We start from the raw sequence: 23,003 nt of genomic DNA on the forward strand, positions 1-23,003 counted from the left end.
GGGGACCGCGATGGACGCGCTGACCGATGCGAAATATGTCGTTGGGTTGGACCTCGGTGACGGTGAGAGCACGATCGCCTGGCAGGCGATCGACGGCGACGCCCCCATCGAGGTCTACCAGCGACCCAATGGGGAGGTCGGTGTCCTCAGCGCGCTGGCAACCAAGCCGCCGGTCGGCCGGGTTGTCGGCGTGGACGCCGTGGCCACCCCCGGCGTGGTGCACTTCTCGGTCAACTTCAAGCGGCGCCCCAACGCCAAGGAGGTCAAGAGTCCGCCCTACGTGGTGTTCGCGCGGACCTTGCTGAACGAGTTCTTCGCCAAGCACCGGGATATCCAGTCGCAGTGTGTCGTCTACATCGGACACCCGTCGGGCTGGTCGACCCATTCCGTCGAGTTGTACCGCGGCTATCTCGACCAGCTGGGCGACAAGGGCGCCCTGATCCAAGTGGTCTCCGAGGCACACTCCGCCCTCGTGCACGCCTCGGACCGGCAGACCGGGCAGTTGCCGCAGTACGACCGGACGGTGCTCGTTGTCGACATCGGCTCCTCCACGACCGACCTCACACTGGTTTCCGCCGGTGAGCCCCGCAACCTACCGCTCGGCGCGGACCTCGGCTGCGCCGCGATCGACCGCGCCATCGCGGCGCAGCTGGCGGTGCTCGCGGCCGGCCCGTCGTTCGACCAGGCGCTGGCCAGCGACGGCGGCGAGGACTTCCTGCGGCTCGTCGCCCGGCGGATCAAGGAAGGCTCGTTCCTAGGCTGGAAGGCCCATGTCCGCTCGCTGGCCGGAGGCGACCAGCGATGGCAGCCCCTGATTGACGGGGCGCTGAAGGTGGCCCGGCGTGTCGATCAGCGAGCGATCGTGAAGCAGTGGGCCGATCAGTTTCGTGCGATGCTGCACCAGGCGCGACTGGAATACGTGCACACGCCACCCGATCAGATCATTCTTACCGGCGGCGGCTCCCGTATGCGCTTCACCCGTGACATCTGCGCCGAGGTGTTCTCCGGGTCCCGGGTGGACAACGATCGGGAACCGCAACTGTCCGTTGCCCGTGGGCTGGTCGCCAACGGTCGCTACCGCATCAGGGTGGCACGATTCCGCGACGACATCGGAGCCATCCTCAAGCGGCCGGAACTCGACGAGGTCCTGAACGGCGAAGTGGTCAACGCGTTCCAGGCCATTCGCTCCGCAATGGCGGAAAAGGCCATGACAGACGAGGACGTTCTCGTAGCGGCGTTCCTCAGCGGTACCTCGGGGGATGCGTCCGAAGCCTCCTACACCCGAAGGCTCGTCGGTCAGCTTCTGGAACAACGGGTCCACCAGATCACCCGCAATCTGGTGCCGGAGTGCCAGCGGGTGTGCCGCCAGCATGGCATTCCGTCCGACTTCGAGATCACGTTGCCGGAACTGCACGACGTCGTCTATTCCGAGTTGGCTCGTGCCCTACTGGCGCCGCTGGGCGCGGTCGGTGATCACGGTCGCGACATCACCATTCCGAGCATCCCGCAGACCGGAGTCGATGCGCTCGGCAAAACCGCATCACGGGTCCTCACCTCCCGGCTGAGCGGCAATGTCGAGATTGGACGGTTCGCCCGCGTCACCGGCAACGTCGACAAGGCCGTGCTCGCCGGCGTAGTCCTGGCCTACGCCGGCATGGCCACTGTCAAAGGGGCGCTCTGGGTCCACGAGAAGGTGCGCCAGAGCAGGGCCCGTCGCAAGCTGCGGGACGCCATCCTCGCAATGGAGCTGACCGCCGGAAGCCGGCAGGCCATCATCGCCCGTGTCCGAACTGCCGTCGCGCTGCCGCTCGAGCGCAAAGCTCAGGAGGTGGAGCGGGCGCTCGCCTGACGCCCAGGCCACGGTACGACCGGAACGAGCACCTGCCGGTCATGGTCCGAGGTCGAGGATGCGGGCCGCCCGCTCCCGGCTGCCGCAGGCCACGGCGAGCCACCAGGTGGCGGGTGAGAACACCACCCCCCAGATCTGGCCGCCGTAGTCCGCGAACGTGTTCACCAGCCGCCCGGTGGCAACGTCCCACACGCGAACGGTCCGATCGTCCGCGCCGCTCGCGATGTGGCGTGAATCGTGGCTGAACGCGACCGTCCAGACCTTGTCCGTGTGCCCGACCAGCACCTGCCCGGTGGAGGAGCCATCCGTCAGACGCCACAGCCGGATCGTGCGGTCACGACCGGCAGCGGCAAGGCAACCGCCGTCCGGCGAGAACGCCACCGCGGCGACCCCGTCGGTGTGCCCGGTGAACATCGCGACCGGCCGGAGCTGCCTCGCGTCCCACAGCACCACGCTGCGGTCCGCGCTGGCCGTGGCCAGATAACGGCCGGCAGGGTCCGTCGCGAGACCGAGGATGGCCTCACTGTGCGGTACGACCAGATCCTCGCGCTGTCCGGTGGCGACATCCCAGACGCGCAGTAATGTGTCCTCGCCCGCCGAAACGATCCGCGTGCCGTCCGCCGTGAACGCGAGCGCGTTCACGTCCTGGGTATGACCTTCCAGCGTGCGGATCGGCTTCCCGGTGAAGGAGTCCCACAACCGCACGGTCGCGTCCCAACCGCCCGTGGCCAGGACACGGCCGTCGCCCCGATATGCCACGGTGCTCACCAGCCCGCCGTGGCCAGCCAACCTCTGCACGGTCGCGCCGGTGAGGGCATTCCAGATGTGTACCGGCCCATCAACCGTCCCGGCCGCGACATGGAAGCCGTCCGGCGAGAACACCACACTGCTTGCACCGCCGGCGGTCTCCAGGTCCCGCGTTGGCACCTGGGCGCGACCGGCCGGCGGCCTGACCTGGTCGGCCAACGCGTCGTCGTAGCCCGCCAACCGCCGAAGGTCGGCCAGAAACCTCCGGCCGGGCATGGACGCGTTGTGGACCGTCTCGTAGTGCACGTCGGTGAACCGGGGGAACGCCGCTCCTTCGAGAAGGATCGGCCGGATCGGCCGGCCGGCGGCGACGGCCCGGTCGATCTCGCGGCCCACCCACTCCGACTGACCCGCAGCCGGGGTCATGACCACGACGAACGCGTCACAGGCGTCGATCTGCTGCTCGACCACCTTGCGCCAGGCGTCGCCGTGCTGCAGCTCGTCGTCGTACCAGACATGCAACCCGCTGCCGGTGAGGTGGAGATCCAGACCGCGCACGTAGGCGGTGTCGGCGTGGCAGTAACTGATGAAGACGTGACCCACGGCTCAACCTACCGCGCGTCGTCCGGCTGTGTCGGCAACGACGCATGGATCTGCCTGAGCGTGCGGTTGCCCGGGTACTGCCGATACGCTTCGGCGACCAACTGGCCGATACCGCCACTGGCGAGCACTCCGTTCTCCAGGTCCGTCACTACCCGCTCCCAGAAGAGTCTCGGCGTCGCGAATCCCAAGAAGCTGGGCGCCCGTTCTCTAGGGAAGCCCATCTCCAAAGTAATCAAGTACGTCCGACGCGGTGTTCCGCAGGCGGCGGAGGGCTGGACGCGCTGGTCCAGTGCGTTAGGCGGTCCGGGTCGCCGTCCGGCAGCGCCTCGGGCCGGACGCCGACTGCGAGCGGGACGGCGACCGTTGCCGCGCCCCGGCGACCTTTCCACACGAAGACCCCGGGCGGTTTCGTGACGGTCGTGTGGAACTCGTGTGCTGCGGGCAGCGCGTCGGTCCAGAGCTGGGCGGCGCTCGCCGCCGCGACCGCCACGATCTGCTCGACTGGGTGCTGGGTCCCGGGCGCAAGGTCCAGTCGCACGGTGTACCGGACCGGAGGATCGTCGTTTGACCTGGCCCGCAGCTCGACGTAGTGCTCTGTGCGGCGCCCGAAACGTGGTCGCTGGCCGACGGCGATGGTGATCCAGATGTGGCGCAGCTGGCCGGCGACCACGGATCCGGCCGGGCCTGCCACCACCCAGATGATGCGTTGATCTGTCACATAGACCTGAACCGCCGCCGGCACGTCCCACGCAACCTCGCCGTCGCAACGCTCGTGCAGCCGGACCGCGTCGAAGGTGAACACGAGGGATTCGCCGGCAGCAAGTTCCCCACCGCCCGACCTGGCGACTCGGGGGTGCAGCCAACCGTCACCGGTGTCCGGTCGCACCAACCGGGTCAGCGACGAGGCCGCGGCCGAGTCCACCGGCGAGAGGGACAACGGACCCACGGACCTGACCGCGGGGTCCGTCGCGAGGTCCAGGCTCGCTCGCAACGCTTGGGTGAACGCCTTCACTCCGGCCGGGTCCGTGGTGTACGTCAGGACCCGATGCCCGTCGAGGAGACGCCGCAGCTCGGCGACCTCAGCGTTGCCCGGCGCGCCGGAGAACAGGGCATCGGCCCGGGTCCGTTCGGCGACGAAGACGCACGGGCGGGGCACCCGGATGGTCATGAGCTCGATCTCCCACAGTAGGTGCCCAGTGGGGTCGGACACGTCGATCAGCGCGGCATCGGCGTCAACGGCGAAGCCGGCCACCGTCGCACGCCATACGGAGTCCGCCACCTTTGCCACGACCAGTCTAGTGCCGAACCGCCGCCGGGCGAGGGCCCGCACCGTCCGGTGCGCCTCTTCGACTTGGCTGGCGTCGGCGACGTGGATCGTCTTGGCGCGCTCGGCTTCGCGTGCACCGCGCATGGCCGCACCGAGGAACGAGAACGCTGGCTGGAGCACCGCCACCATGATGCCCACGAACAGCGCGGCGCCGCCGAGGACCGAGAGCCCCACGCCGACCACGCCGACCACGCCGGTCATCACCCGCAGCGCCGCACCGCCGCTCCCGCCGCCAGACGCCGCAGCGGCACGGACGGCCACCAGCCGCTCCAGGATACCGCCGTCGGCCTGCATAAACACACGTCCGGCCGCGACTGCCGCAATGACGCCCAACGCCACCAACAAGACCAGGCCGGCCTTGTACAGCGTGACGGCGAACGACGCAGCCCGTGACGCGGACGCCCACAAGCGGGAGGCGGCGAGCGTGGCAGGGGCCACCCCGACCGGCACGACGCGGGCGTCGTCCAATGTGACGTACCGCGTGTGCCGGCCGATCCGGGACGCGGCGAACGTGACCACCTGCGCGGCTGCGGTGTGTTTGAAGCGACGCAGGAACAGCACCCGGCGCCGTCCGACCAGGAGCAACCGCCGGCCGGTGGAGCGGCCGACGAAGAACACCACGACGCTCGCGGCCCAACCGGCGAACAGAGCGGCCCTGGCAGCGCCTGACAGACCGGCGACCGGGCCGCCGGCGTCGTCGCCGACGAGCATCGCGATCGCCTGGCCGAGCACCACGAAGCCGACCCACACGGCCGGGACCGCCGCCAACGCGGCCGCAATGTTGAGGCCCGTACCGGTTGCCTGCGCCAACGCGACCAGCGCGCGGCGGGCCGGTGGGATGAGGGGTGCTTCGCCAGTGACGATCACGGCCATGTCTGCAGGTCTCCCAATAGGACAGTCCGGAGATATAGCGGGTCCACTCCTGCTGGTCCAAGCCGTGGACCGTGAGCGAGCAAGCCCATTCGCGGGTTGCGGCGCCGCTGGTTCAACGGGTCGAGCAATAGCCATAAGAAATTCGCAATTCCGGCCGTCGGCGTCGGTCGCGAAGAGTGCGGCGTCGTCAGCCGTGAACGCGATCAGAGCGAGTCAACCATCCGACGACTCGGATCGGTACGTCCAATCGTCCAGTGCGGCGTCCGCTCGCCCGAAGAAGCGCGCATCGAAGAGTCGACGCTGGTGCGCTGACGCGAAGGGTCCGCTACCCGCCGATGGTCAGGTGATCCAGTCGGCCGAGGTGCGCAGTGCGAGTGCTCGGTTACCCTCCTGCCGTGGGCGACGGCACCGGACGCAAGTATGCGGCTTTCATCTCATACAACCGCGAGGCCGACGCCGCTGTCGCCGCCGCCCTGCAGCAAGGGCTGCAACGCTTCGCGAGGCCATGGAACCGGCTGCGGGCTCTGCGTATCTTCCGCGACGACACCGGACTGTCGGCGAACACCGGACTGTGGGCGAGCATTGTTGCGGCGCTCGGCGACGCCGAGTACTTCATCCTGCTCGCGTCACCGGAAGCGGCGGTCTCCCCGTGGGTAGACCGCGAGGTCGAACACTGGCTGGCGACCAGGTCCGCCGAAACGGTCCTCGTCGCCGTCACGGACGGTGAAATCGCCTGGCAGGACGGTACCTTCGACGCCGCCCAGACCACGTGCATCCCGACCGCTCTGTACGGTTCGCTGGCAGAAGAGCCTCGCTGGGTGGATTTGCGGGGCTTACGCGGCGTACCGGACCTCACGCTCAGCGTGCCCACCCTGCGCAGCGCCGTCGCGGACATCGCGGCGACGCTGCACCACCGCGACAAAGACGATCTGGTGGGCGAGGACATCCGCCAGTTTCGTCGCTCGCGGCGCTTGGCCCGCTCCGCGATCGGGGCCCTGATCGCGTTGACCCTTGTCGCGACCGGCGCCGGGATCGTGGCCACCCGCCAGTCCGCGATCGCCGAGCAACGGCGTCAGGACGCGGTTCGTGCGGCGGACCTCGCCACCTACCGGCAGCTCGTCGCCCAGGCCGATGCTACTCGCACTGGTGACCCGATCCTCGCCGCACAACTCGGTCTCGCCGCCGCAGCGATCAGCGATGGCGAACGGGCACGGGCTTCGCTGACGGCAACGCTTGTCGGAAGCCGGATGCAGGCAGCCGCTGCCACACAGACTGGCATCATCCGCCGTATCACCTCTTCCCACGACGGGAAGCTGCTCGCCGTCGGCGCAGATCGCGGGGTGACCCTGTGGGATGCGTCGAACCCGCACCGGCTCACTCTGGTCGCTGGCCCGCTCGAGGACATCTACGAGCTGAATGCAGTCGCGTTCTCGCCGGACGATACTGTGTTGGCGGTAGCGGAGGGCGGGTCCGGCAAGGTCACTCTTTGGGATCTCGCCGATCGGCATGCACCAGCGGCGCTCGGCACGCCGTTTGTGGTCGGGGGCAGGATCGACGATCTACCGGTGTCCATCGCGCCGGATGCGCACAGCTTCCTCTTCGCAGCCGACACGTTCGGGCTCGCGATCGTCGACATCAGTGACCGGTCACATCCCCGCATCGCACCAGTGCCGTTGGCTCCCGGGCGGGCCTATGCCGACATCGCTCTCTCCCTGGACCGGTCCACCCTGGCCGCGGCCTGGCACGACAACGGCATCAACCACATCGAGCTGTGGGACCTGCGGCAGCCCGGCCGCCCACGACCGACCGGCACCCTCACTGTTGATGGTGATCCCGATGCGGCGTTCCAGGGAGTGTCGAGCCTGGCAGTGTCGCCGAGCGGCAACCGGCTCGCGGCGACGTTCAACGACGCCATCGGTGGCGCGTACCTGTGGGATGTCAGCCTCCCCGCGCAACCGGTGCTGCTCGCCAAGGTTGGCGGCGAGTCCGCGAACCACCACGCGGTGGCGTTCTCGCCCGATGGACACTCCTTGGCACTGGCGCTGGAAGACTATCGGATCGCGGTCTACGACCTGCCGGACGGTTCTGCACCCGTCATGGCACACGAACTGGTCGGTCAACACGACACGGCCATGGCCCTCGGCTTCTCCCGTGACGGCGCCACGTTGATCAGCGGCGACACGGGCAGCCTGGTCATCGCCTGGGACTTGGCGACGGCGTCGTGGGTCCGTCCGCTGGGGGAACCGTTCGACACCAATGGCCGTGGCGCCAAGGCAGTCGTGTACGCCCGCCGTCCCGACGGCGTCACCGTCGTCATCCAGACCGGTGTCGGTGGCGCAGTCATCACCAAGGTCACCGAGGACGGCGAGCCTGACGACAAGACGTGGCTGCAAACCGGCGAGAGCGGCCACGGCGTGCCAACCGTCGCCGCGGCCGACGGGATAACCCTTGCCGCGTCGGTGGGCGCCCGCACGATTCAGCTCTGGGACGTGTCCGGCGCGCCACGCAAAGTCGGTGTGATCACCCTGCCGGGCAGCGCCGAGCTCGTCGAGACGGCCATGTCCGGCAATGGCAGCCTGCTCGCCACGCTCGACGATGACGACCAGGTGCGGCTGTGGGACCTTCGTGACCGCGCCACTCCACGGGACATGGGCACTGTTGCCGACGCCCGATACATCGACCAGATGACCTTCACACCTGACGGGCGGTACCTGCTCATCGATGCGAGCGGCATGGGTCGCCGGCCGCTCATCCTCGTCGACACCGGACGCGGCAGCACGCCCCGGGTCGTGCACAAGGCGTTCGGCCCGCCCGACATCGCCTACGGCACCGCTATCTCACCCGATGGCCGGACTGTCGCGGTGAGCACGCTGGGCGGGATACTCCTGTGGGACATCACCGACAACGGCGCCGTTCACCAACTGCCCGTGCGACTCAAGGCAGGTGCCGGGCACGCCACGACGCTGGCGTTCTCCGCGGACGGGCGGACCCTGGTCACAGCGAGCACCGACCAGCCGATCCAGGTGTGGGACTTCGCCGATCGCGAGGCGCCGACGCTGGTGGCGGACCCCGGTTACGGGCAGGCGGTCGCGGTCGCGTTCGGGCCGGGGGCACGCTTCACCGCCACCGAGCCGGACGGCAGGGTACGGATATGGAGTGCCGACGCTCTCGCGTCCGCCCGGAACAATCTGCGCGCACGCGCGTGCGCGATAGCCCTCGGCGGATTGCCCGAGGCGCGGTGGCGGGAACTGGTGGCGGGCCGTGCTTACACGGCGACATGCCCGTGACGGCACCCGAACCAGCTTCAGGTAATTCGTGGGACAACGCGTCATCGGTCGGCGCCGTCGCCGCAAGCTCCCTCGGCGACCCGGACACGTACGGCATCGACGCGGCCTTCCCCACCGCGCTGCTGGCGCTGACCCTGCGGTCGCTGAAGGACAAGGTCTCCGTCCGGGTCGCGGTCGCCGGGGCGCTCCAGTTCCTCGCGGGCCGCCGGAGACGATCTCCAGGTCCGCGTGTTCTTCCCGCATTACGCGCGGTCCGGAACCCGGACGATCTGGAGTCCGCAGTCGGCGAGGACGGCAGCGAGGTCGCGGACTGCGGCGCGGTCCTTCTCCTTCTCCGACTCAGCCAGCGATTGCCACGGCACGAGGCTTGGATGGCGTTTGGTCGCGTCGTCGCGCACTTCGCCGTAGGTCCAGCCCTGCCGGATGCGCTCGTCCATCCATCTGATGTGTTCCTGCTCGGCGAGCGTCTCGAACTTCGGGTCCTGGCTGAGGTCGACGCCGGCGTCGCGACGCGGGGCTACGGTGCAGCCGACCTCGGTGAGCTTGGTGCCGATGGAACGGGCATGAGCGCGGTTGGCTTCCTTGAGGTCCTCGGACAGCTCGTCCCAGGGCGCCATGGCCGCGGTGCTGCCCATGGGGTGGCCGTTGGTCACCTCGCGTTGCAGGTAGTTGTGGTGGACCAGGCGGGCCAGGCGCTCGTAGATGTCCTCGTGGAGGCGATACGTGCCGTTCGCGTCGGCGCCGACGACAAGCCGGCCGACGCTCACCGGCCGCAGACGGCCCTCGACATCATCGAGCAGGCTGCCCTCGCCTGGGCCGAACACGTCGGCGAGGCCCGCGAGGCGGTCGAGGCGCAGCACGACCGAGCGTTCGCCGCCGGACCACAGCGTCGCCATCGTGAGGGCAGCCCGGACGGCCTCGTCCTCCGCCTGGTAGCAGAGGTAGACGCGGTGCGGGACCGGCGCGTCCGGCGCGGCGAACACGGTGCCCAGGTCGGCGGCCGCGATGAGGTCGCAGGCTGCGCTCACCGCCGGCCAGCGCCGCTGCAGCTCGGCCGCGACCGTCTCGGCGGCGCCGTCCACGAGCAGCAGCCGTAGCCGTTCGCCAGCCGCGTGGGACGCCGACACCTGCCATGCGCGCGCCAGCTCGACGACGATCGACTGCCCGAACGGCCCGAGTCCCGCGACCACCACGAGCGGGGCGTCCGCCCGGAACAGGCCGGTGTCGGTGCGGACCACCTCCCGCGCGGCGATCTCGTCGACGTTGAAGAAGTCCGCGCCGGTCACCGGCTGGCTCAGGTGCCGGGCCCGCAGCGCCAGCGCGTAGGTCGGGTCGCTGATGTGCGCATAGACGTTGAGGTCGCCGGCCTTCCGGCCGCGCTCCTGGCGGCGGGCCGTGGCCGCCGCGAGCACGTTGACGCTGCTGTCCAGGTGGTCGTCGGCACAGGCGTAGACGAACCGTGCCCCGGCGATGCCCGCGTCCCGCAGCGCGGCGGCGTCCCCGACGGCGGCGCGCAGGACGACCTGGCCGCTGCGGCGCAGCCCGTCAACGACGGCGTCGGCGATCGGCGTCTCACCGACGACGATCGTGTGCCCGCTGGAGCGCCGCTGCCACCGGCGGCGCCACTCGCTCGCGAACACGACCCGGACCGCCTCGAACAGGGCGTAGACGGTCGCCGCGGGGGCCAGGAACCGGGCCACCTGCAACGGCCACGGGAAGGACCCGGGAGCGTCGAGCGGTGCCGAGCCGAGGACGAACAGCTGCAGGTCGTAGTAGGCGAGGTTCCAGAAGCCCTTCCCGAACGCATAGCCGGCGCTGTGCGAGTGCCAGACCAGACCCCAGTATCCGAGCACGAGCGCGAGCAGCACCGTGGCCCCGAAGCCGATCCGGGCGGCCGGGAGCGCCCGCTTACGAATGCTCGACGAGAACAACGTGGAGGCGTTCATTCAGCAGGTCTCCCGATAGGCAACCCCGGTAACGTAGCGCGCCCACTCGCCCGGCTCCAGACCCCGTCCGGTCAGAGCGCACGCCTGGGCGGACGGATCACGGCGCAACTGGTTGAACGCCGCCAGGCTCCAGCCGACAATCCGCCCCTCCTCGTCGGCCGCGAACAACGTCCGGTCCTCCGCCGAGAACGCCAGTGCCACCGCGGGCCCACCGAGCTCGGTGAACGGCGTGCCCAGCACCCGTGGCCGCTCGCGATCGGCGATGCTCCACAAGGTCACCGAGTCCGGGCCGGCGACCGCGAGCATCGCCGAGTCCTGGGAGAACGCCACGGTCACGGCACCGTCCTCCTCACCGGTGGCGATCGCGCCACCGAGGCGGATCGGCTCGCCGAACGGCGCCGGGGCGGACGGCCCCGTGAGGTCGTACAGCGTCACCGCGCCGCTCGCGTTGGCGAGCGTCAGCGTGCGCCCGTCCGGCGACAGCGCCAGGGTGCCCGGCGAGTCGGTGTCGGCCCTCAGCGTCCTGCCGACGTGCCGGACGACGCCGTCGTCGCCGACGACTGACACCCGCGCCCACGTGTCGCCGCCGCCCATCGAGTACTGCGCCGAGTCGGCGCTGAGGATCGTCCGCCCGTCGGCCGCGACCAGCACGGGCGTCGTCGGGTCGCGGGTGCCGTCGCCGCCACTGTCCTCGTCGGCGGATGCAGAGGCGGATGCGGAGGCGGATGTCGACGGCCAGACCAGCGGCGCGCCGACGCTGCGTGGCCGCATTGGATCGCCGATGTCGAAGACGCCGTCGTCAGTGACGAGACGGCCGCCGTCCGTGCTGAACGCGGCAACGAATCCTGACACCTGCGCCGACGTGCCGGTCTCCATCGAGGACAGCGTCACGGTGCCCTTGCCGTCGCTGGTCGCGATCAGCTTGCCGTCGGGCGACAGGACCGGATCATGCCCGGAGAACTGGGGCCCTTTGGAGGTCGGGACGCCCTCCGTCGAGAGCAGCCAGGTCGTGACCCCGGATCCGGTGTCGATCGCGAGGACCGAGCCCCGGGCGGCGGTCCGCAGGGCCGGCTGGCGCTCGTCGGACGCGCCGACGTTGGTCGACCAGCCCAGCGGGGCCGGTGCCGCGCGGTGGACGACGTCCCAGACGACGATGCGTTCACCGCCGCTGTCGTTGCCGCCGCTGGCGAACGTGCGGCCGGACGGCGCGAGCGTGACCGGCCCCGCCGAGCCGGGCGTGAGCTGGCGGGTGCCCGTGCGGGGCGTCTCGAGCCGCGTCGCAACCGAGAGGCTGCTCACCAGGTCCCAGTAGGTCAACGAGCCGTCGGCCTCGGCGAGGGCGGTCATGGTCGACGTGCTGTTCGGCACGGCGACCATGGTGACGCCGGCCGTGGTGGCGGTCCGCACGGTAGGCCCCCGGGTGAAGGACGTGCCGGAGCGGTACCAGTCGACGACGGTACCGTCCTCGTAGGACGCGACCACGTCGGCGCCACTGGGCGTGAGTCCCAGCGACCGAACCGCGGCCTTCTGCTTCGGCGCCGCGACCAGGCGGGTGGGGCTCGACCGCTGGCCAATATTCCAGACCTCCAGCTCGCCGTGGAGGCCACCGATCGCCAGGGTGTCGCCGTCGGCGTCCAGCGCGACAGCGGTGATCCAGTCGACGTCGGTCCCCGTCTCCGACAGCAGCTTGGGGTCCCTCGGTGACGAGAGGTCGTACAGCATGAAGGTCCCCATGCTGCCGCCGAGCACGAGCGTGCTGGTGCCGGGAATGAAGACCGCGCCGATCGACCCGTCCCCGTTGTTCTCGCTGATGGTGGCGGCCTCCTGCGGATGGGCCGGGTCGGTGATGTCCCACACGCTGGACGGCAGCCCAGCGATGACGAGGGTGCGGCCGTCGGGGCTGAAGGCGATGCCCTCGGCGAAGCCCCCGCCGCTCGTGTTGTGGAACTCGCCGACCTGGCGGAACGTCCCGTCGTCGGCGACCTCGTAGAGCAGCGCCTGGCCGTAGTGGGCCAGCACAGCGGCGAGCTTGCCGTCCCGGCTGTACGCGATCGACGTCACCCAGCTGCTGTCCTGCAGCGCGACCGTGGCGCGGTAGCGGCTGGCGGTCAGGGTCTGCAGCAGGCTGGCATCGGTGGTGGTGTCGGCGTGGATCGCCCGCGCGGCGACGCCCAGGCGCAGCGCGGTGCGGGGATCGGCCGTGCGCAGGCTCTCGGCCTGGGCGGCGAGCTGCCGGCTCACCGCGATACGTTGCTGCTCCTGCGCGATGCGCTGCTGCTCCTCCGCGATGCGCTGCTGGGCGCGGGCCTCGCGCTGCTGGACGATCGCGACGACCGCCGCAGCCGACGCCAGAAGCGTCAGGGTGACCAGGACAGCGGCCGCCCCACGGACGAGGCGGCGGGTGCGCGCGTACTGGTTGACGTCCTCACCGAGCATCTCGTCCTTCGGCAGGCCGTGCAGCGGCGCGGCGAGGTCGGCGACCTTGTCGCGGAACGCCGGCAGCTGCAGGCGCAGTTGGTCGGAGCCGAAGTCGCGCAGGTCGACCCAGCGGGGCTCCTCCACGAACGCGCCGAACAACGCCGGCGGCAGGCTGGGCGAGCCCGCACGGTCGAAGTCGTCGCCGGCCCACCGCAGGTCGCCGTCGGTCAGCGCGATCAGGATGTGGTCCGCCGGCTTGTGCGCCAGCCAGTGCCGCACCTCCTTCTCGACCCACTCGGACGCGGCAGCCTCCGGCGAGGCGAGCAGGATGAAGTACTCGGCACCGTCCATCGCGCTCTGCAGCGACGTCCAGAGACCCGGGTTCGCGGACAGGTTGGCGTCGTCGCGGAACACCCGAAGTGCCCGGAGCCGGTTCCACGGCTTCGCGAACTGCTGCAGCCCCTGCTGGAGGGCCGGCGCCAGATCGCCATCCGCGGTACGACTGTAGGAGATGAACGCCGAGTACCGGATCTTACCAACGTCCGTCACGGTGCGAACGGTACGGCTCACCGCTGCGGCAACCCAGATGATTGGCCGAAGAGGGGAGCCATGTCCGACCGTCGCGGCGAGGTATTCCGGTGCTGTTTCGGCGGCTCGCGCCGGCCTGGTACATCTGGTGCGTGGGCTACGTGTTCATCAGCTACAGCCGGGCCGACAGCCACTACGCCAAGGCGCTGGCCGGGCACCTCATGGGCAGCGGGCTCGACGTCTGGTACGACGACGAGCTTCGCAACGGCGACGACTGGCGCCGCGTGGTCCGGCAGCGGGTCGAGTCGTGCGACGCGTTCGTCGTGGTCATGACGCCGTCGGCCGAGGTGTCCGAGTGGGTGAACTGGGAGATCGACTGGGCCGTCGCGGCCGGCCGGCCGATCCGGCCGGTGCTGCTGGAAGGCGCATCGTTCCGGCGCCTCGACGACCTGCACCACGAGGCCGTCCAGGGTGCCGCCATGCCCGGGCGGCGGTACGTCGCGGGCCTGCGGGGGCTGGCCGGGTACGACGACGACCTCGCCAAGCAGGTCCCGCCGACCACCCCGAAGGCCGCGGTCCCGGCCCGCGACCTCCCGGCCGGCGGAGCCATCAGCAGCATCGCGTTCTCGCCCGACGGCTTCCACGTGGCCGGCGGCGCGGCCGACGGCAGGCTGTACGTCTGGAACGCCCGCACCGGCGCGGCCGTCCACATGATGAGAGCCGGGGACGGCCTGCTGAGCGCGGTGTCCTACCGCGGCGACGGCCGGGTCCTGGCCACCGCCGGCTGGGACGCGACCGTCCGGCTGTGGGACCCGTTCAGCGGCGAGCTGATCCGCACCCTCGGCGGCCCGACCCAGGACGTCAACGGCGTGGTCTTCGCCGGGCCGAGACTGCTGTCCGTCGGCGAGGACACCATGCTGCGCGTCTGGGACACCGCCGGACATCGCCGGGACCTCGCCGTGCCGCACGCCGCGGCCGTCATGGCCATCGCCGCCGACCCGACCGGGCGGCTGCTCGCCACGGCCGGCGCCGACGGCCTGGTTGGCCTGTGGGACGCCCAGGCCCTCCGGCCGGTCGCGACGCTGGCCGGGCACACCGACGGGGTCAACGCGGTCGCCTTCTCGCCCAACGGCGACCGGCTCGCCAGCGCCGGACGGGACCACACGGTCCGGCTGTGGCGAACGGCCGACGGCACCACCGAACGGGTGCTGACCGGCCACGTCGAGAAGGTCTGGACCGTGGCGTTCAGCCGCGACGGCCGACGGGTCGCCAGCGGGGGCGACGATCGCACGGTGCGCGTCTGGGACGCCGCCACCGGTGAGCAACTGCAACCGTTCGCCGACTATGGCGGCCAGATCTGGGGCGTCGCCTACTCCCCCGCCGCCACCTGGCTGGCGGTCGCCTGCGGGAGCCGGAGCCGCTCGGCCCGCATCCTCGACCTGAACGCCTGACGGCCTCAGGCGAGCGCCCGCTCGACCTCCCCGGCCTTGTCCTCCAGCGGCTTGGCGACGGCGGTCCGGACACGGGCGAGGATCGCCTGCCGGCTCTGCGGTGTCAGCTGTACCGAGAGGATTGCCGCACGGAGATCGCGGCGCGCCTTCCGCCCCTGGTTCCAGTCCCAGACGATTCCGCCGATGAGGCCCAGGATCTGGGCGCCTACGACGGCGTTCTGGACATGTTGGACGCCCCGCTCGAACTTGTTCGGGAAGACCACTACGGGCCCCCGCAGCGGCGGGGGGCCACTCGGCGCGGCCGCGGGCGGGTTGCTCTCCTGGTCGCGGATCTTGCTCAGCGGAGCCTGGACGGCCTCGGCGAACTCAGCGAAGACAACGTCGTGCAGCTCGGGTACCTCGATCTCAAGGTCGGCCGGAAGGCCGTAGCGGCGGCACACCTCCCGGAACCGCGGCACGAGGTCCCGGTTGACCTGGCGGACGCGCTCCTCCAGGTGCTCGCCGACGAGCGACCTGCTGTAGTCGGCCGCCGAGGGCAGCTCCTCGGCCGACACGCCGAACAGGAACGCGTGCACCAGGACGTCCCGGTCCGTCTGGGCCTGGGCAAGCAGGGCCGCGCGGATCGCCTCGAACGCGTCGTCCACCTCCTGCTCCAGGGTCGCGGCCAGCTCCTTGCCGGCGACAATGGCGCCGACGTCGCTGCGGAAGCGGGCCACCCGCACCCGGTAGCGGCCGTTGACGACGAGCCCGCGGGCGACCGACAGTTGCGGCTCCGGGTCGTTGTCGATGCGGGCCTTGGGGAAGATCGCGGCGCACACGGAGCGGACGAACGGCAGGCGCGAGCCGCCACCCGTGAGGATGATCTGGTCGGGCGGGGTGTGCACGTACTGCTGCCGCGCCTGCCACAGGAGCTCACGGAACCGGCCGGCCCACTCGTCCAGGAACGGGCGGAGGTCGAGGCGTCGGGCCACGCGGAGGGAGCCGTCGAGCAGCGGCCGCCACCGTGGGTCGCACCCGAACAGATCGTTCGGCGAGCCCTCCTTGATCCGCCGCGCGACCAGCCGGAGGAAGTCCTCGCCGCCGTCGGAGGCCAGCGCCCGGTCGAACTCCGGGCCGGCGGCGCGCACCCGCAGTACGGCGGCGATCGCCCGGTCGATGGCCGCACCGCCGAGATCGGTGCCGAGCGGCAGGTTGCTGGGCTCGCCGCCGGCGACCACGGTGAGGTCGGTGGTCGAGGAGCCGATGTCGACGACCAGCACCGTGCGGTCGTGGCGCGGCAGCCGCCCGGACCGGTCGGCGGCGTGGACGAGGGCCGAGTGCGCCTCGGACACGACCTCGATGCGGCCGCCCTTGTCGCCGAGCTCGTCGAGGTGCTCCCGGTACAGCTGCACGGCATGATCCGGCCAGCCCGACGGGTGTCCGATGTAGACGACACACTCGGATCGGATCGCCGGATGACGGGCGAAGAACTCATTGAGCAGGGTGCGGGCGAAGACCACGTAGGGCGGGCTCATGACCTGTTTGCCGGGCGGGCGCTGCTTGAAGCTGACCGAAAAGTGCAGCACGCCGGGCGTGGCCACGGCGTCCACACCGATGACCCGCCCGGTCGGGGGCCGCGTCCCCAGCGCGCTGAGGACACGGACCTCGCCGTTGCGGCGCCGGAACACCTCGACGGGACCGCTCCCGTCGACCGCCCGCCAGGCGATCGTGCTCTCTCCGTCGCCGAGGTCCAGGCCAACCACGTATTTCGCATTGACCAGCGGGAGCGCCACGCGGCGACCCTAGCGGAAGATCGCCCGGAACAAGGTCGGCCGACCGGATGATTGGATCGGTTGGCCGTTCGAGTGAGGATCGGCCGCCGAAACGTACTGTGCCGAGCGGTTGGCTGGCTCGATTACTGTCGAACGCGTGGCGCATGAGGCTCACCATGAACAGCTGGTCCGGCGGTACCACCAGGCCGAAGCTCTCGCCCAGTCCGATGACTTCGCCGGTGCGGCTCGCGAACTGCGCAGCCTCGCCTCGGAGATGGTCCGGGCCTTCGGCCCTCGCCATCCGAACGCGCTGTTGTGTCGACGACTCCTCGCCATCACCACGGCGAACTCCGGGAAGCCCGCGGAGGCCGTCGTCATCCTGAGGGACCTGGTCGACACCCTCACCGACATGGTCGGCGCCGAGCACGGCGACACGCTCACGCTCAAAGCCGATCTGGCGGCCGCACTGGAGGTCGCGGGTGATCTGCGGGAATCGATCGCCGTGCTGCGCGACCTCCTTGACTGCCGCACCCGGGTGCTCGGCGCAGACCACGCCGAGACCATGGACACCGGTGACGACCTCGCCGTTGCGCTGTATCGAACCGATGACACGGCGGGTTCGCTCCGCATCCTGCGTGAACTCGCACAGGAACGGACCCGCACGCTTGGCGCGGACCATGTCAAGACGCTGAAGACCCGTCACCACCTCGGTATCTGCCTTGCCAATTCGGGTGATTCCGTCCAGGGCGTCGCGGTCCTGCAGGAGGTTGTCGACGCCCGCACACGCGTGCTCGGCGCCGCCCACCCCGACACTGTCAGGTCCAAGGAGGCCCTGGCAGCGGTCGCTGACCAACTCGACTCATCGGATACGTCGGGCGACGTCCTCGAAGGACATGTGTTCATCAGCTACAGCCGCCAGCACGACGCCTGGTACGTCCAGCGTTTGGCCACCCATTTCGAACAGGCTGGTCTCGCGGTCTGGTTCGACCGGAACCTGGTCCACGGCGAGGACTGGACGCGGGTGCTCGAGAGCAGGATCAACAACTGCAGCGCGTTCGTCGTCGTCATGACGCCAGCCGCACGGAAGTCCAACTGGGTCGCTCGCGAGATCGCGCAGGCGGAGGAACTCCAGCGGCCCATCTTCCCGCTGCTGCTGGAGGGTCAACGCTTTTTCACGCTCAGGCACCTGCAGGACGACGATGTCCGTTCCGGGTCGATGCCGTCTCCGGCGTTCGTCGAGCGACTTCGTGCCGCGCAGCCTCCGCCGAAGGTCGCGAGCGCGCCCGCGTCCAGCTTTCCGCAGCTGCAGGGGCTTCGGTACGGCATCGACTTCTTCGTGGTCAGGCAGGGCCGCTACGCAGAGACGATCATGGAGTTGCGGCGCATCGTCGCCAAGAGCGAGGCTGAGCTCGGCCTTGAGCATGCGGACACGCTGTCCCGTCGTCACCAGCTGGCATCATGCCTGGCCAGCTCCGGAGACCACGCGGCGGCCGTGGAGCTGTTCGACCAGGTGATCGCAGCGCGCACCCGGGTCATCGGCGCACAGGCCCCCAAGACGTTGGAAAGCCGGCGCGAGCAGGCAAAGGCCGTGATGGACTCAGGCAGCCTCGAGGAAGCCGAGCTGCTCCTCACCGAACTCGGCACCGTTGAGGCCCAGGCGCTGGGGACCGAATCCGAAGGCGCGCTGACCACGCAACATCGCCTCGCGACCTGCTACGCGCGGATGGGTGACCATGAGCGGGCGGTGCGTGTGGCCGCCTCGGTCGCGGACGGTCGAGACAGGGTGCTCGGCGCGGCCGACTTCACCGCGCTGGAGAGCAGAAGGCTGCTCGCCTCGTCGCTCGGCAGCCTGGAGCGGTATCAGGAAGCCGCACAACACATGGCGGTCGTCGCTTCCCATCTGGCCGACTCCAACCAGCCGGAATCCGATTTCGCCCTGAAATCTCGCATCGACCATGCCGTCTACCTCGGGAACGCGGGTGACTACCGGCAGGCCGTCGCGCTGCTGAGGCCGCTGGTCGACGTCTGCGCTCGCGTACTGGGCGACACCCACACCTACGTGGAGGCCTGCCGAAACGCCATCCGCGTCTTCGAGTCGTAGCTCTGAGTTTTCAACAGCGATGTGCCTAGACGGGCATGTCCGCTGCCTGCGGTTTGGGGGTGTGGTCGCCTGGTGGGCGCAAGCTGACCTGCCGGTCAGAGGTTGATGGCGGCTCGCCCGCGGCCGCAGCGGTGGCCGAGCGTGTCGGCTTGGGCGGCACCGTTTCGGGGACGGCGAGAGTCGCCGGCCGTTGGTAAGCTCATTGACCGGCGGCGATTGGGGGGTCATGGCAGCGGACGGTGGCGGCGGTGGGCTGCTGGATCCAGGCGGCGCCATGGAGCGCCTCGCGGCCTGGAAGGGTCGCATCGACAAGCTCGCCACCGACACGAAGGTGATGAGCGAGCGCCTGCAGGAGCTGCGGGTGACTGCGATGGACGCCAACGGCATGGCAGAGGTGACCCTGGACTCGTCGGGGGTGCTCGTCGGATTGCGGCTGGGCCGGCAGATCCAGCGAGTGTCGCCGGACATCGTGGCCGCGACGATCATGGCGACGGTCCAGGCGGCGCGTGCGCAGCTCGCCGACCGGTCGCAGGAGATCATCACCTCGACCCTCGGCGAGGAGTCGGCGGCGGCGCGGGACCTCGCCGCGCGGGTCGGGAACCAGCTGCGGGGCACCGAGCCCGGCGACGTGGACGGGGCGGTGCGCTGGTGAGCGACGGTTACGGCACCGACACCGCGCAGCTGCGCACCCACGCCGCGCACATCGAGGCGCTGCGCGCACGATTCGCCGCGGTGAAGGGCGCCAGCGCTCACATCGCGCAGGACGACCAGGCATACGGGGTGCTGTGCGGGTGGATCTCCGGGCTCCTCGAAGGCAAGCACACACGTCACGACGACGTGCTCGCATACCTTGAGGAGAACCTGGCGCTCGTCGCGGACGGGCTGCGCAGGAACGCCGCCGGTTACGAGGCGGTCGAGGCCGACGTCAGCGACTCGATGAAGCGCCTCGGCTCCCGGCTCGGCGGATGAGTAACCCGCTGATCGCCGACGTCACGTCCAGCCGCGAGGTGTGGACCGGCATCGGCCTGGCCGACGGCTTCGAAGGCCTCGTCGACGCGATCCGCAGCGAGAGCTGGGTGGACGGGCTGATCGCAGGCGCCGCGTTCGGCATCGAGGCGACCGCGACCGTGCTCGATCCGATCAGCGCCCTGCTGTCGAGCGGCGTCGCGTGGGCGATGGAGTATTTCGAGCCGCTGCGGGAGATGCTCGACGAGCTCACCGGCATGCCGGACGTGGTGGCCTCGCACGCCGCCACCTGGAACAACATGGCGGGTGAACTCGGCGCGATCGCCGCGGAGCTGCAGGCGGCGCTCGCCGCCGACATGCCCGACTGGACCGGGCAGGCCGCCGCGGCATATCAGGGCCTGATGGTGCACAACGTCGACGCCATCGGCAGCCTCGCCGGGGTGGCCGCGGCGATGGCCCTGGCCACCGAGGGCGCCGGCAACCTGGTCTCGTTCACCCGCGAGGTGGTGCGGGATCTCATCGCCGACCTCGTGGCCCGGGTGATCGTCTGGGCGGTCGAGGCGATCTTCGTCGTCACGATCCCGGTGATCGCGGCGCAGATCGTGGCCGCGATCGTCAAATGGGCGGGGCGGATCCTCACGTACACGATGGCGTTGGTCACCAGCCTGACCAGCCTTGCGCGGATCCTCGGGTAGCCGGCGGTGGCGAAGCCGAAGGGGCCGCACGGTGGCGACGGGGACGGCACGAAACCACCCCACTCGGACGGCGACGGTGACGGCACGGATCCGTCGCATCGCCGGCCCGGCGGCGGGCGCAAGGCCGAGACCGTGTCGGGCGGGTTGGACATCGCCGACGCCGAGGCCGCGCTCGGCCGCCCGGGCAACCAGCCGTCCGGCCCCCAGCAGCCCGGCACCCAACCCGCCGCTGGCGGCTGGGTGGATCCCGCCGGCGGCAACGTGACCTACGGCCCCACTGAGATGGCGCACTGGCGGTCGCACGCACAGGACATCCGCGAGGTCGCCCGGGCGGAGGGGGTGGACATCCCCCGCAGTCCGGCCAAGCCGGAGACGCAGGCGGCGATGCGCGCCTATGTTGAGGACATCGTCCGTAATCCCGACCGCGCCGGCGTCGGCCAGTACAAGACCTACCCGAACGCGATCTGGACCGCGCGGGGCGATCTCGTCATAATCCGGACGAGCGACGGGCAGTTCATCACCGCGCTGCGGGACAGTCGCGGCCGCGCGACCTCCAACGCGCCGTGGAAGACGGAAGGAACCACTGATGCAGGCGGTTGACGTCGTGCGGTCCCTCGCGGACCGGGTCGCCCCGGTGACGATCAGCAGGATCGGCCGGGTCGCCATGACCACCGCCGACGGGGCGATCGAGATGCCCAACACGGTCGTTCTGGTGACCGGCCAGAGCACGTACATCCTGCTGCGCTACAGCTCGGACGGCCTGACCTGCGCCTCCGGCTCCGACCTGACGGCCCTGTGGCCGGCCGACGACCACGAGCCGGACGAGTGGCTGGAGGTTGCGGCCATGCCGGAGGGGCCACCGCCGTCGGCGTTCCCCGCCACCGTCACGCAGGTGTCGGCCCACATCGGCGTCGGGACGTACGAGGACGTCCTCGGCCTGACGCTGCGCACCTCGACCGGGGCGGAACTCGTGCTCAGCACGGGTGAGGACCAGCTCGACGTCGTGTCGACGGACGCGATGCTGCTGTCGGTGCAGAAGGTCGCGGAGTGGGCGAAGATGCGCGTCGAGCAGGTCACCTTCATCCCGGGCCACTGACGACGTCAGGGCCGCCGCCGCGGGCGCATTGCTGTTCCAACTTCCACCCGGATAGACCTGGTACCTCGTGCTTGACCCGAGCGGGTACAGCGTGCCCACGATCCCGGCTCCTCAACAGGTGCGCCCGCGACACGTGCTGTGCCAATGCTCCGTACAGCGCCTGTGAGCCATCTTCCGCCGTAACGCCAAACATCCATGTTCGCGGATGGACGCTACCGTGCCGCTGCGTCTACGGTGGTAACCAATAATCGGATGAGGTGTTCGGCGCACCACGTCATGCCCCCTACAGCAGGAGTGATCTTGACACTGCGCCGACCGCTCCGGTCCACCCAACCGAAGTCTCCCCGCCGTCCCACCTTCATCGTGGCCGCGTCGCTCGTCGCCGGCCTCGCCGCATCGTACCTGTGGTTGTTGCCAGCGGGGACGGCCCGGGCGGCCACCACCACCTATGAGGCGGAGTCATCCGTGTTGAGCGGTGGCGCCGTCGTGAACACCGACCATTGCTGCTACACCGGCACCGGGTTCGTCGCCGGGTACGGCACGGTCGGTGCCAGTACCACCTTCAGCGTTGCGGCGACCGCGGCGGGCGCCTACGACGTCACGCTGCGGTACTCCAACGGCCCCTACCCGTCCAGCATGACCAAGACGATCAGCGTCTACGTCAACGGCGCGAAGATCAGGCAGATCAGCCTGGCCAGCACCGGCAACTGGGAGACCTGGGCGAGCCGTAGCGACTCGCTCAACCTCAACGCCGGCACCAACACCATCATGTACCGCTACGACCAGGGCGACACCGGATGGGTCAACCTGGACTCGATCACGGTCACCACGCCGACGACGCCCGCCGCCAACCTGGCCCTGAACAAGCCGGCCACCGCCGACAGCTCGTGCAACGCCAACGAGACGGCGGCGAAGGCCGTCAACGGCAGCGTCTCCGGCGGCAACAGCGACAAGTGGTGCTCGCAGGGCGCCACCAAGTGGCTGCAGGTCGACCTCGGCACGACCAACACCATCGGCCGCCTCGTGGTCAAGCACGCGCAGGCCGGCGGCGAGGCCGCCGCCATGAACACGCGGGACTTCACCATCCAGCTGAGCACGAACGGCACCACCTGGACGACCCCGGTCACCGTCACCGGCAACACCGCCGCCGTCACGACGCACGACATCTCCGCGACGCCGGCCCGGTACGTGCGGCTCAACGTCACGCGGCCGACCGGCACGACCGACACTGCGGCCCGGATCTACGAGCTCGAGGCCTACGCGGCAGCCGGCCAACCGAGCCGGATCACGCTCTTCGACGGCACCAACCTGGCCGCATGGCGGCACGCCAACGGCAGCGACGCGACGTGGCTGCTCACCGGCGGG

The 23,003-nt window shown here is 70.2% G+C and carries 16 protein-coding genes; 10 read left to right on the plus strand and 6 right to left on the minus strand.

All coding sequences use genetic code 11. From position 1 onward, the window contains the following. Positions 1–10 precede the first annotated feature (10 nt). Entirely contained in the window at positions 11–1,849 is a 1,839-nt protein-coding gene (locus IEZ31_RS21400) for an Hsp70 family protein (RefSeq protein WP_190251697.1), read from the plus strand. A 39-nt stretch (positions 1,850–1,888) separates the two neighbouring features. Here IEZ31_RS21400 and IEZ31_RS21405 read toward each other — a convergent pair whose 3' ends face one another. Genes IEZ31_RS21405 through IEZ31_RS21415 form a run of 3 tightly spaced genes read right to left on the minus strand, consistent with a single transcriptional unit; the run spans position 1,889 to position 5,399 of the window. Next, the gene (locus IEZ31_RS21405) at positions 1,889–3,199 is read right to left on the minus strand and encodes a WD40 repeat domain-containing protein (protein WP_190251698.1); all 1,311 of its coding nucleotides are present in this window, start codon (positions 3,197–3,199) and stop codon (positions 1,889–1,891) included. 8 nt (positions 3,200–3,207) lie between these two features. Then, positions 3,208–3,420: an effector-associated domain EAD1-containing protein gene (locus IEZ31_RS21410; protein WP_229835720.1), complete on the minus strand. Its 213-nt coding sequence runs from the start codon at positions 3,418–3,420 to the stop codon at positions 3,208–3,210. 11 nt (positions 3,421–3,431) lie between these two features. Beyond that, on the minus strand, positions 3,432–5,399 hold the full coding sequence (locus IEZ31_RS21415) for a hypothetical protein (protein WP_190251700.1): 1,968 nt from the start codon (positions 5,397–5,399) through the stop codon (positions 3,432–3,434). A gap of 395 nt (positions 5,400–5,794) precedes the next feature. Here IEZ31_RS21415 and IEZ31_RS21420 point away from each other — a divergent pair, with 395 nt between their 5' ends. Next, entirely contained in the window at positions 5,795–8,686 is a 2,892-nt protein-coding gene (locus tag IEZ31_RS21420) for a TIR domain-containing protein (RefSeq protein WP_190251701.1), read from the plus strand. Positions 8,687–8,928: 242 nt separating this feature from the next. On the opposite strand, the gene IEZ31_RS21425 is transcribed toward IEZ31_RS21420, so the two are convergent. Both IEZ31_RS21425 and IEZ31_RS21430 read right to left on the minus strand, forming a co-directional pair. Next, positions 8,929–10,632 (minus strand): RyR domain-containing protein, encoded by a 1,704-nt coding sequence (locus IEZ31_RS21425; protein WP_190251702.1) that lies wholly within the window; start codon positions 10,630–10,632, stop codon positions 8,929–8,931. Then, positions 10,633–13,599, minus strand: a complete 2,967-nt coding sequence (locus IEZ31_RS21430) for a TIR domain-containing protein (protein ID WP_190251703.1) — start codon at positions 13,597–13,599, stop codon at positions 10,633–10,635. Between the two features lie 89 nt (positions 13,600–13,688). On the opposite strand from IEZ31_RS21430, the gene IEZ31_RS21435 reads away from it, so the two are divergent. Continuing rightward, positions 13,689–15,029, plus strand: a complete 1,341-nt coding sequence (locus IEZ31_RS21435) for a WD40 repeat domain-containing protein (protein ID WP_190251704.1) — start codon at positions 13,689–13,691, stop codon at positions 15,027–15,029. 5 nt (positions 15,030–15,034) lie between these two features. On the opposite strand, the gene IEZ31_RS21440 is transcribed toward IEZ31_RS21435, so the two are convergent. Continuing rightward, positions 15,035–16,801 carry an Hsp70 family protein gene (locus IEZ31_RS21440; RefSeq protein WP_190251705.1) on the minus strand — a complete coding sequence of 589 codons (1,767 nt, stop codon included), beginning with the start codon at positions 16,799–16,801 and terminating at the stop codon, positions 15,035–15,037. A gap of 136 nt (positions 16,802–16,937) precedes the next feature. Here IEZ31_RS21440 and IEZ31_RS21445 point away from each other — a divergent pair, with 136 nt between their 5' ends. The 7 genes from IEZ31_RS21445 to IEZ31_RS59400 all read left to right on the plus strand — a co-directional run. Beyond that, positions 16,938–18,881: a tetratricopeptide repeat protein gene (locus IEZ31_RS21445; RefSeq protein ID WP_190251706.1), complete on the plus strand. Its 1,944-nt coding sequence runs from the start codon at positions 16,938–16,940 to the stop codon at positions 18,879–18,881. Positions 18,882–19,107: 226 nt separating this feature from the next. After that, on the plus strand, positions 19,108–19,533 hold the full coding sequence (locus tag IEZ31_RS21450) for a YbaB/EbfC family nucleoid-associated protein (protein WP_190251707.1): 426 nt from the start codon (positions 19,108–19,110) through the stop codon (positions 19,531–19,533). Next, positions 19,530–19,850 carry a hypothetical protein gene (locus IEZ31_RS21455; protein WP_190251708.1) on the plus strand — a complete coding sequence of 107 codons (321 nt, stop codon included), beginning with the start codon at positions 19,530–19,532 and terminating at the stop codon, positions 19,848–19,850. The genes IEZ31_RS21450 and IEZ31_RS21455 overlap by 4 nt, the downstream gene beginning before the upstream one ends. Beyond that, complete coding sequence (locus IEZ31_RS21460) at positions 19,847–20,542, plus strand: hypothetical protein (protein WP_190251709.1); 696 nt, start codon at positions 19,847–19,849, stop codon at positions 20,540–20,542. Before IEZ31_RS21455 ends, IEZ31_RS21460 begins: the two co-directional genes overlap by 4 nt. Before the next feature lie 6 nt (positions 20,543–20,548). Then, entirely contained in the window at positions 20,549–21,142 is a 594-nt protein-coding gene (locus IEZ31_RS21465) for a hypothetical protein (protein ID WP_190251710.1), read from the plus strand. Continuing rightward, a complete protein-coding gene (locus IEZ31_RS21470; RefSeq protein WP_190251711.1) occupies positions 21,129–21,638 on the plus strand; it encodes a hypothetical protein in 510 nt (169 codons plus the stop codon). Before IEZ31_RS21465 ends, IEZ31_RS21470 begins: the two co-directional genes overlap by 14 nt. A 276-nt stretch (positions 21,639–21,914) precedes the next feature. Further along, a partial coding sequence (locus IEZ31_RS59400) for a discoidin domain-containing protein (protein WP_268241682.1) occupies positions 21,915–23,003 on the plus strand: 1,089 nt, incomplete at its 3' end.

Origin of the sequence: Dactylosporangium sucinum, from assembly GCF_014647515.1 — a bacterium.
Taxonomy (GTDB): domain Bacteria; phylum Actinomycetota; class Actinomycetes; order Mycobacteriales; family Micromonosporaceae; genus Dactylosporangium; species Dactylosporangium sucinum.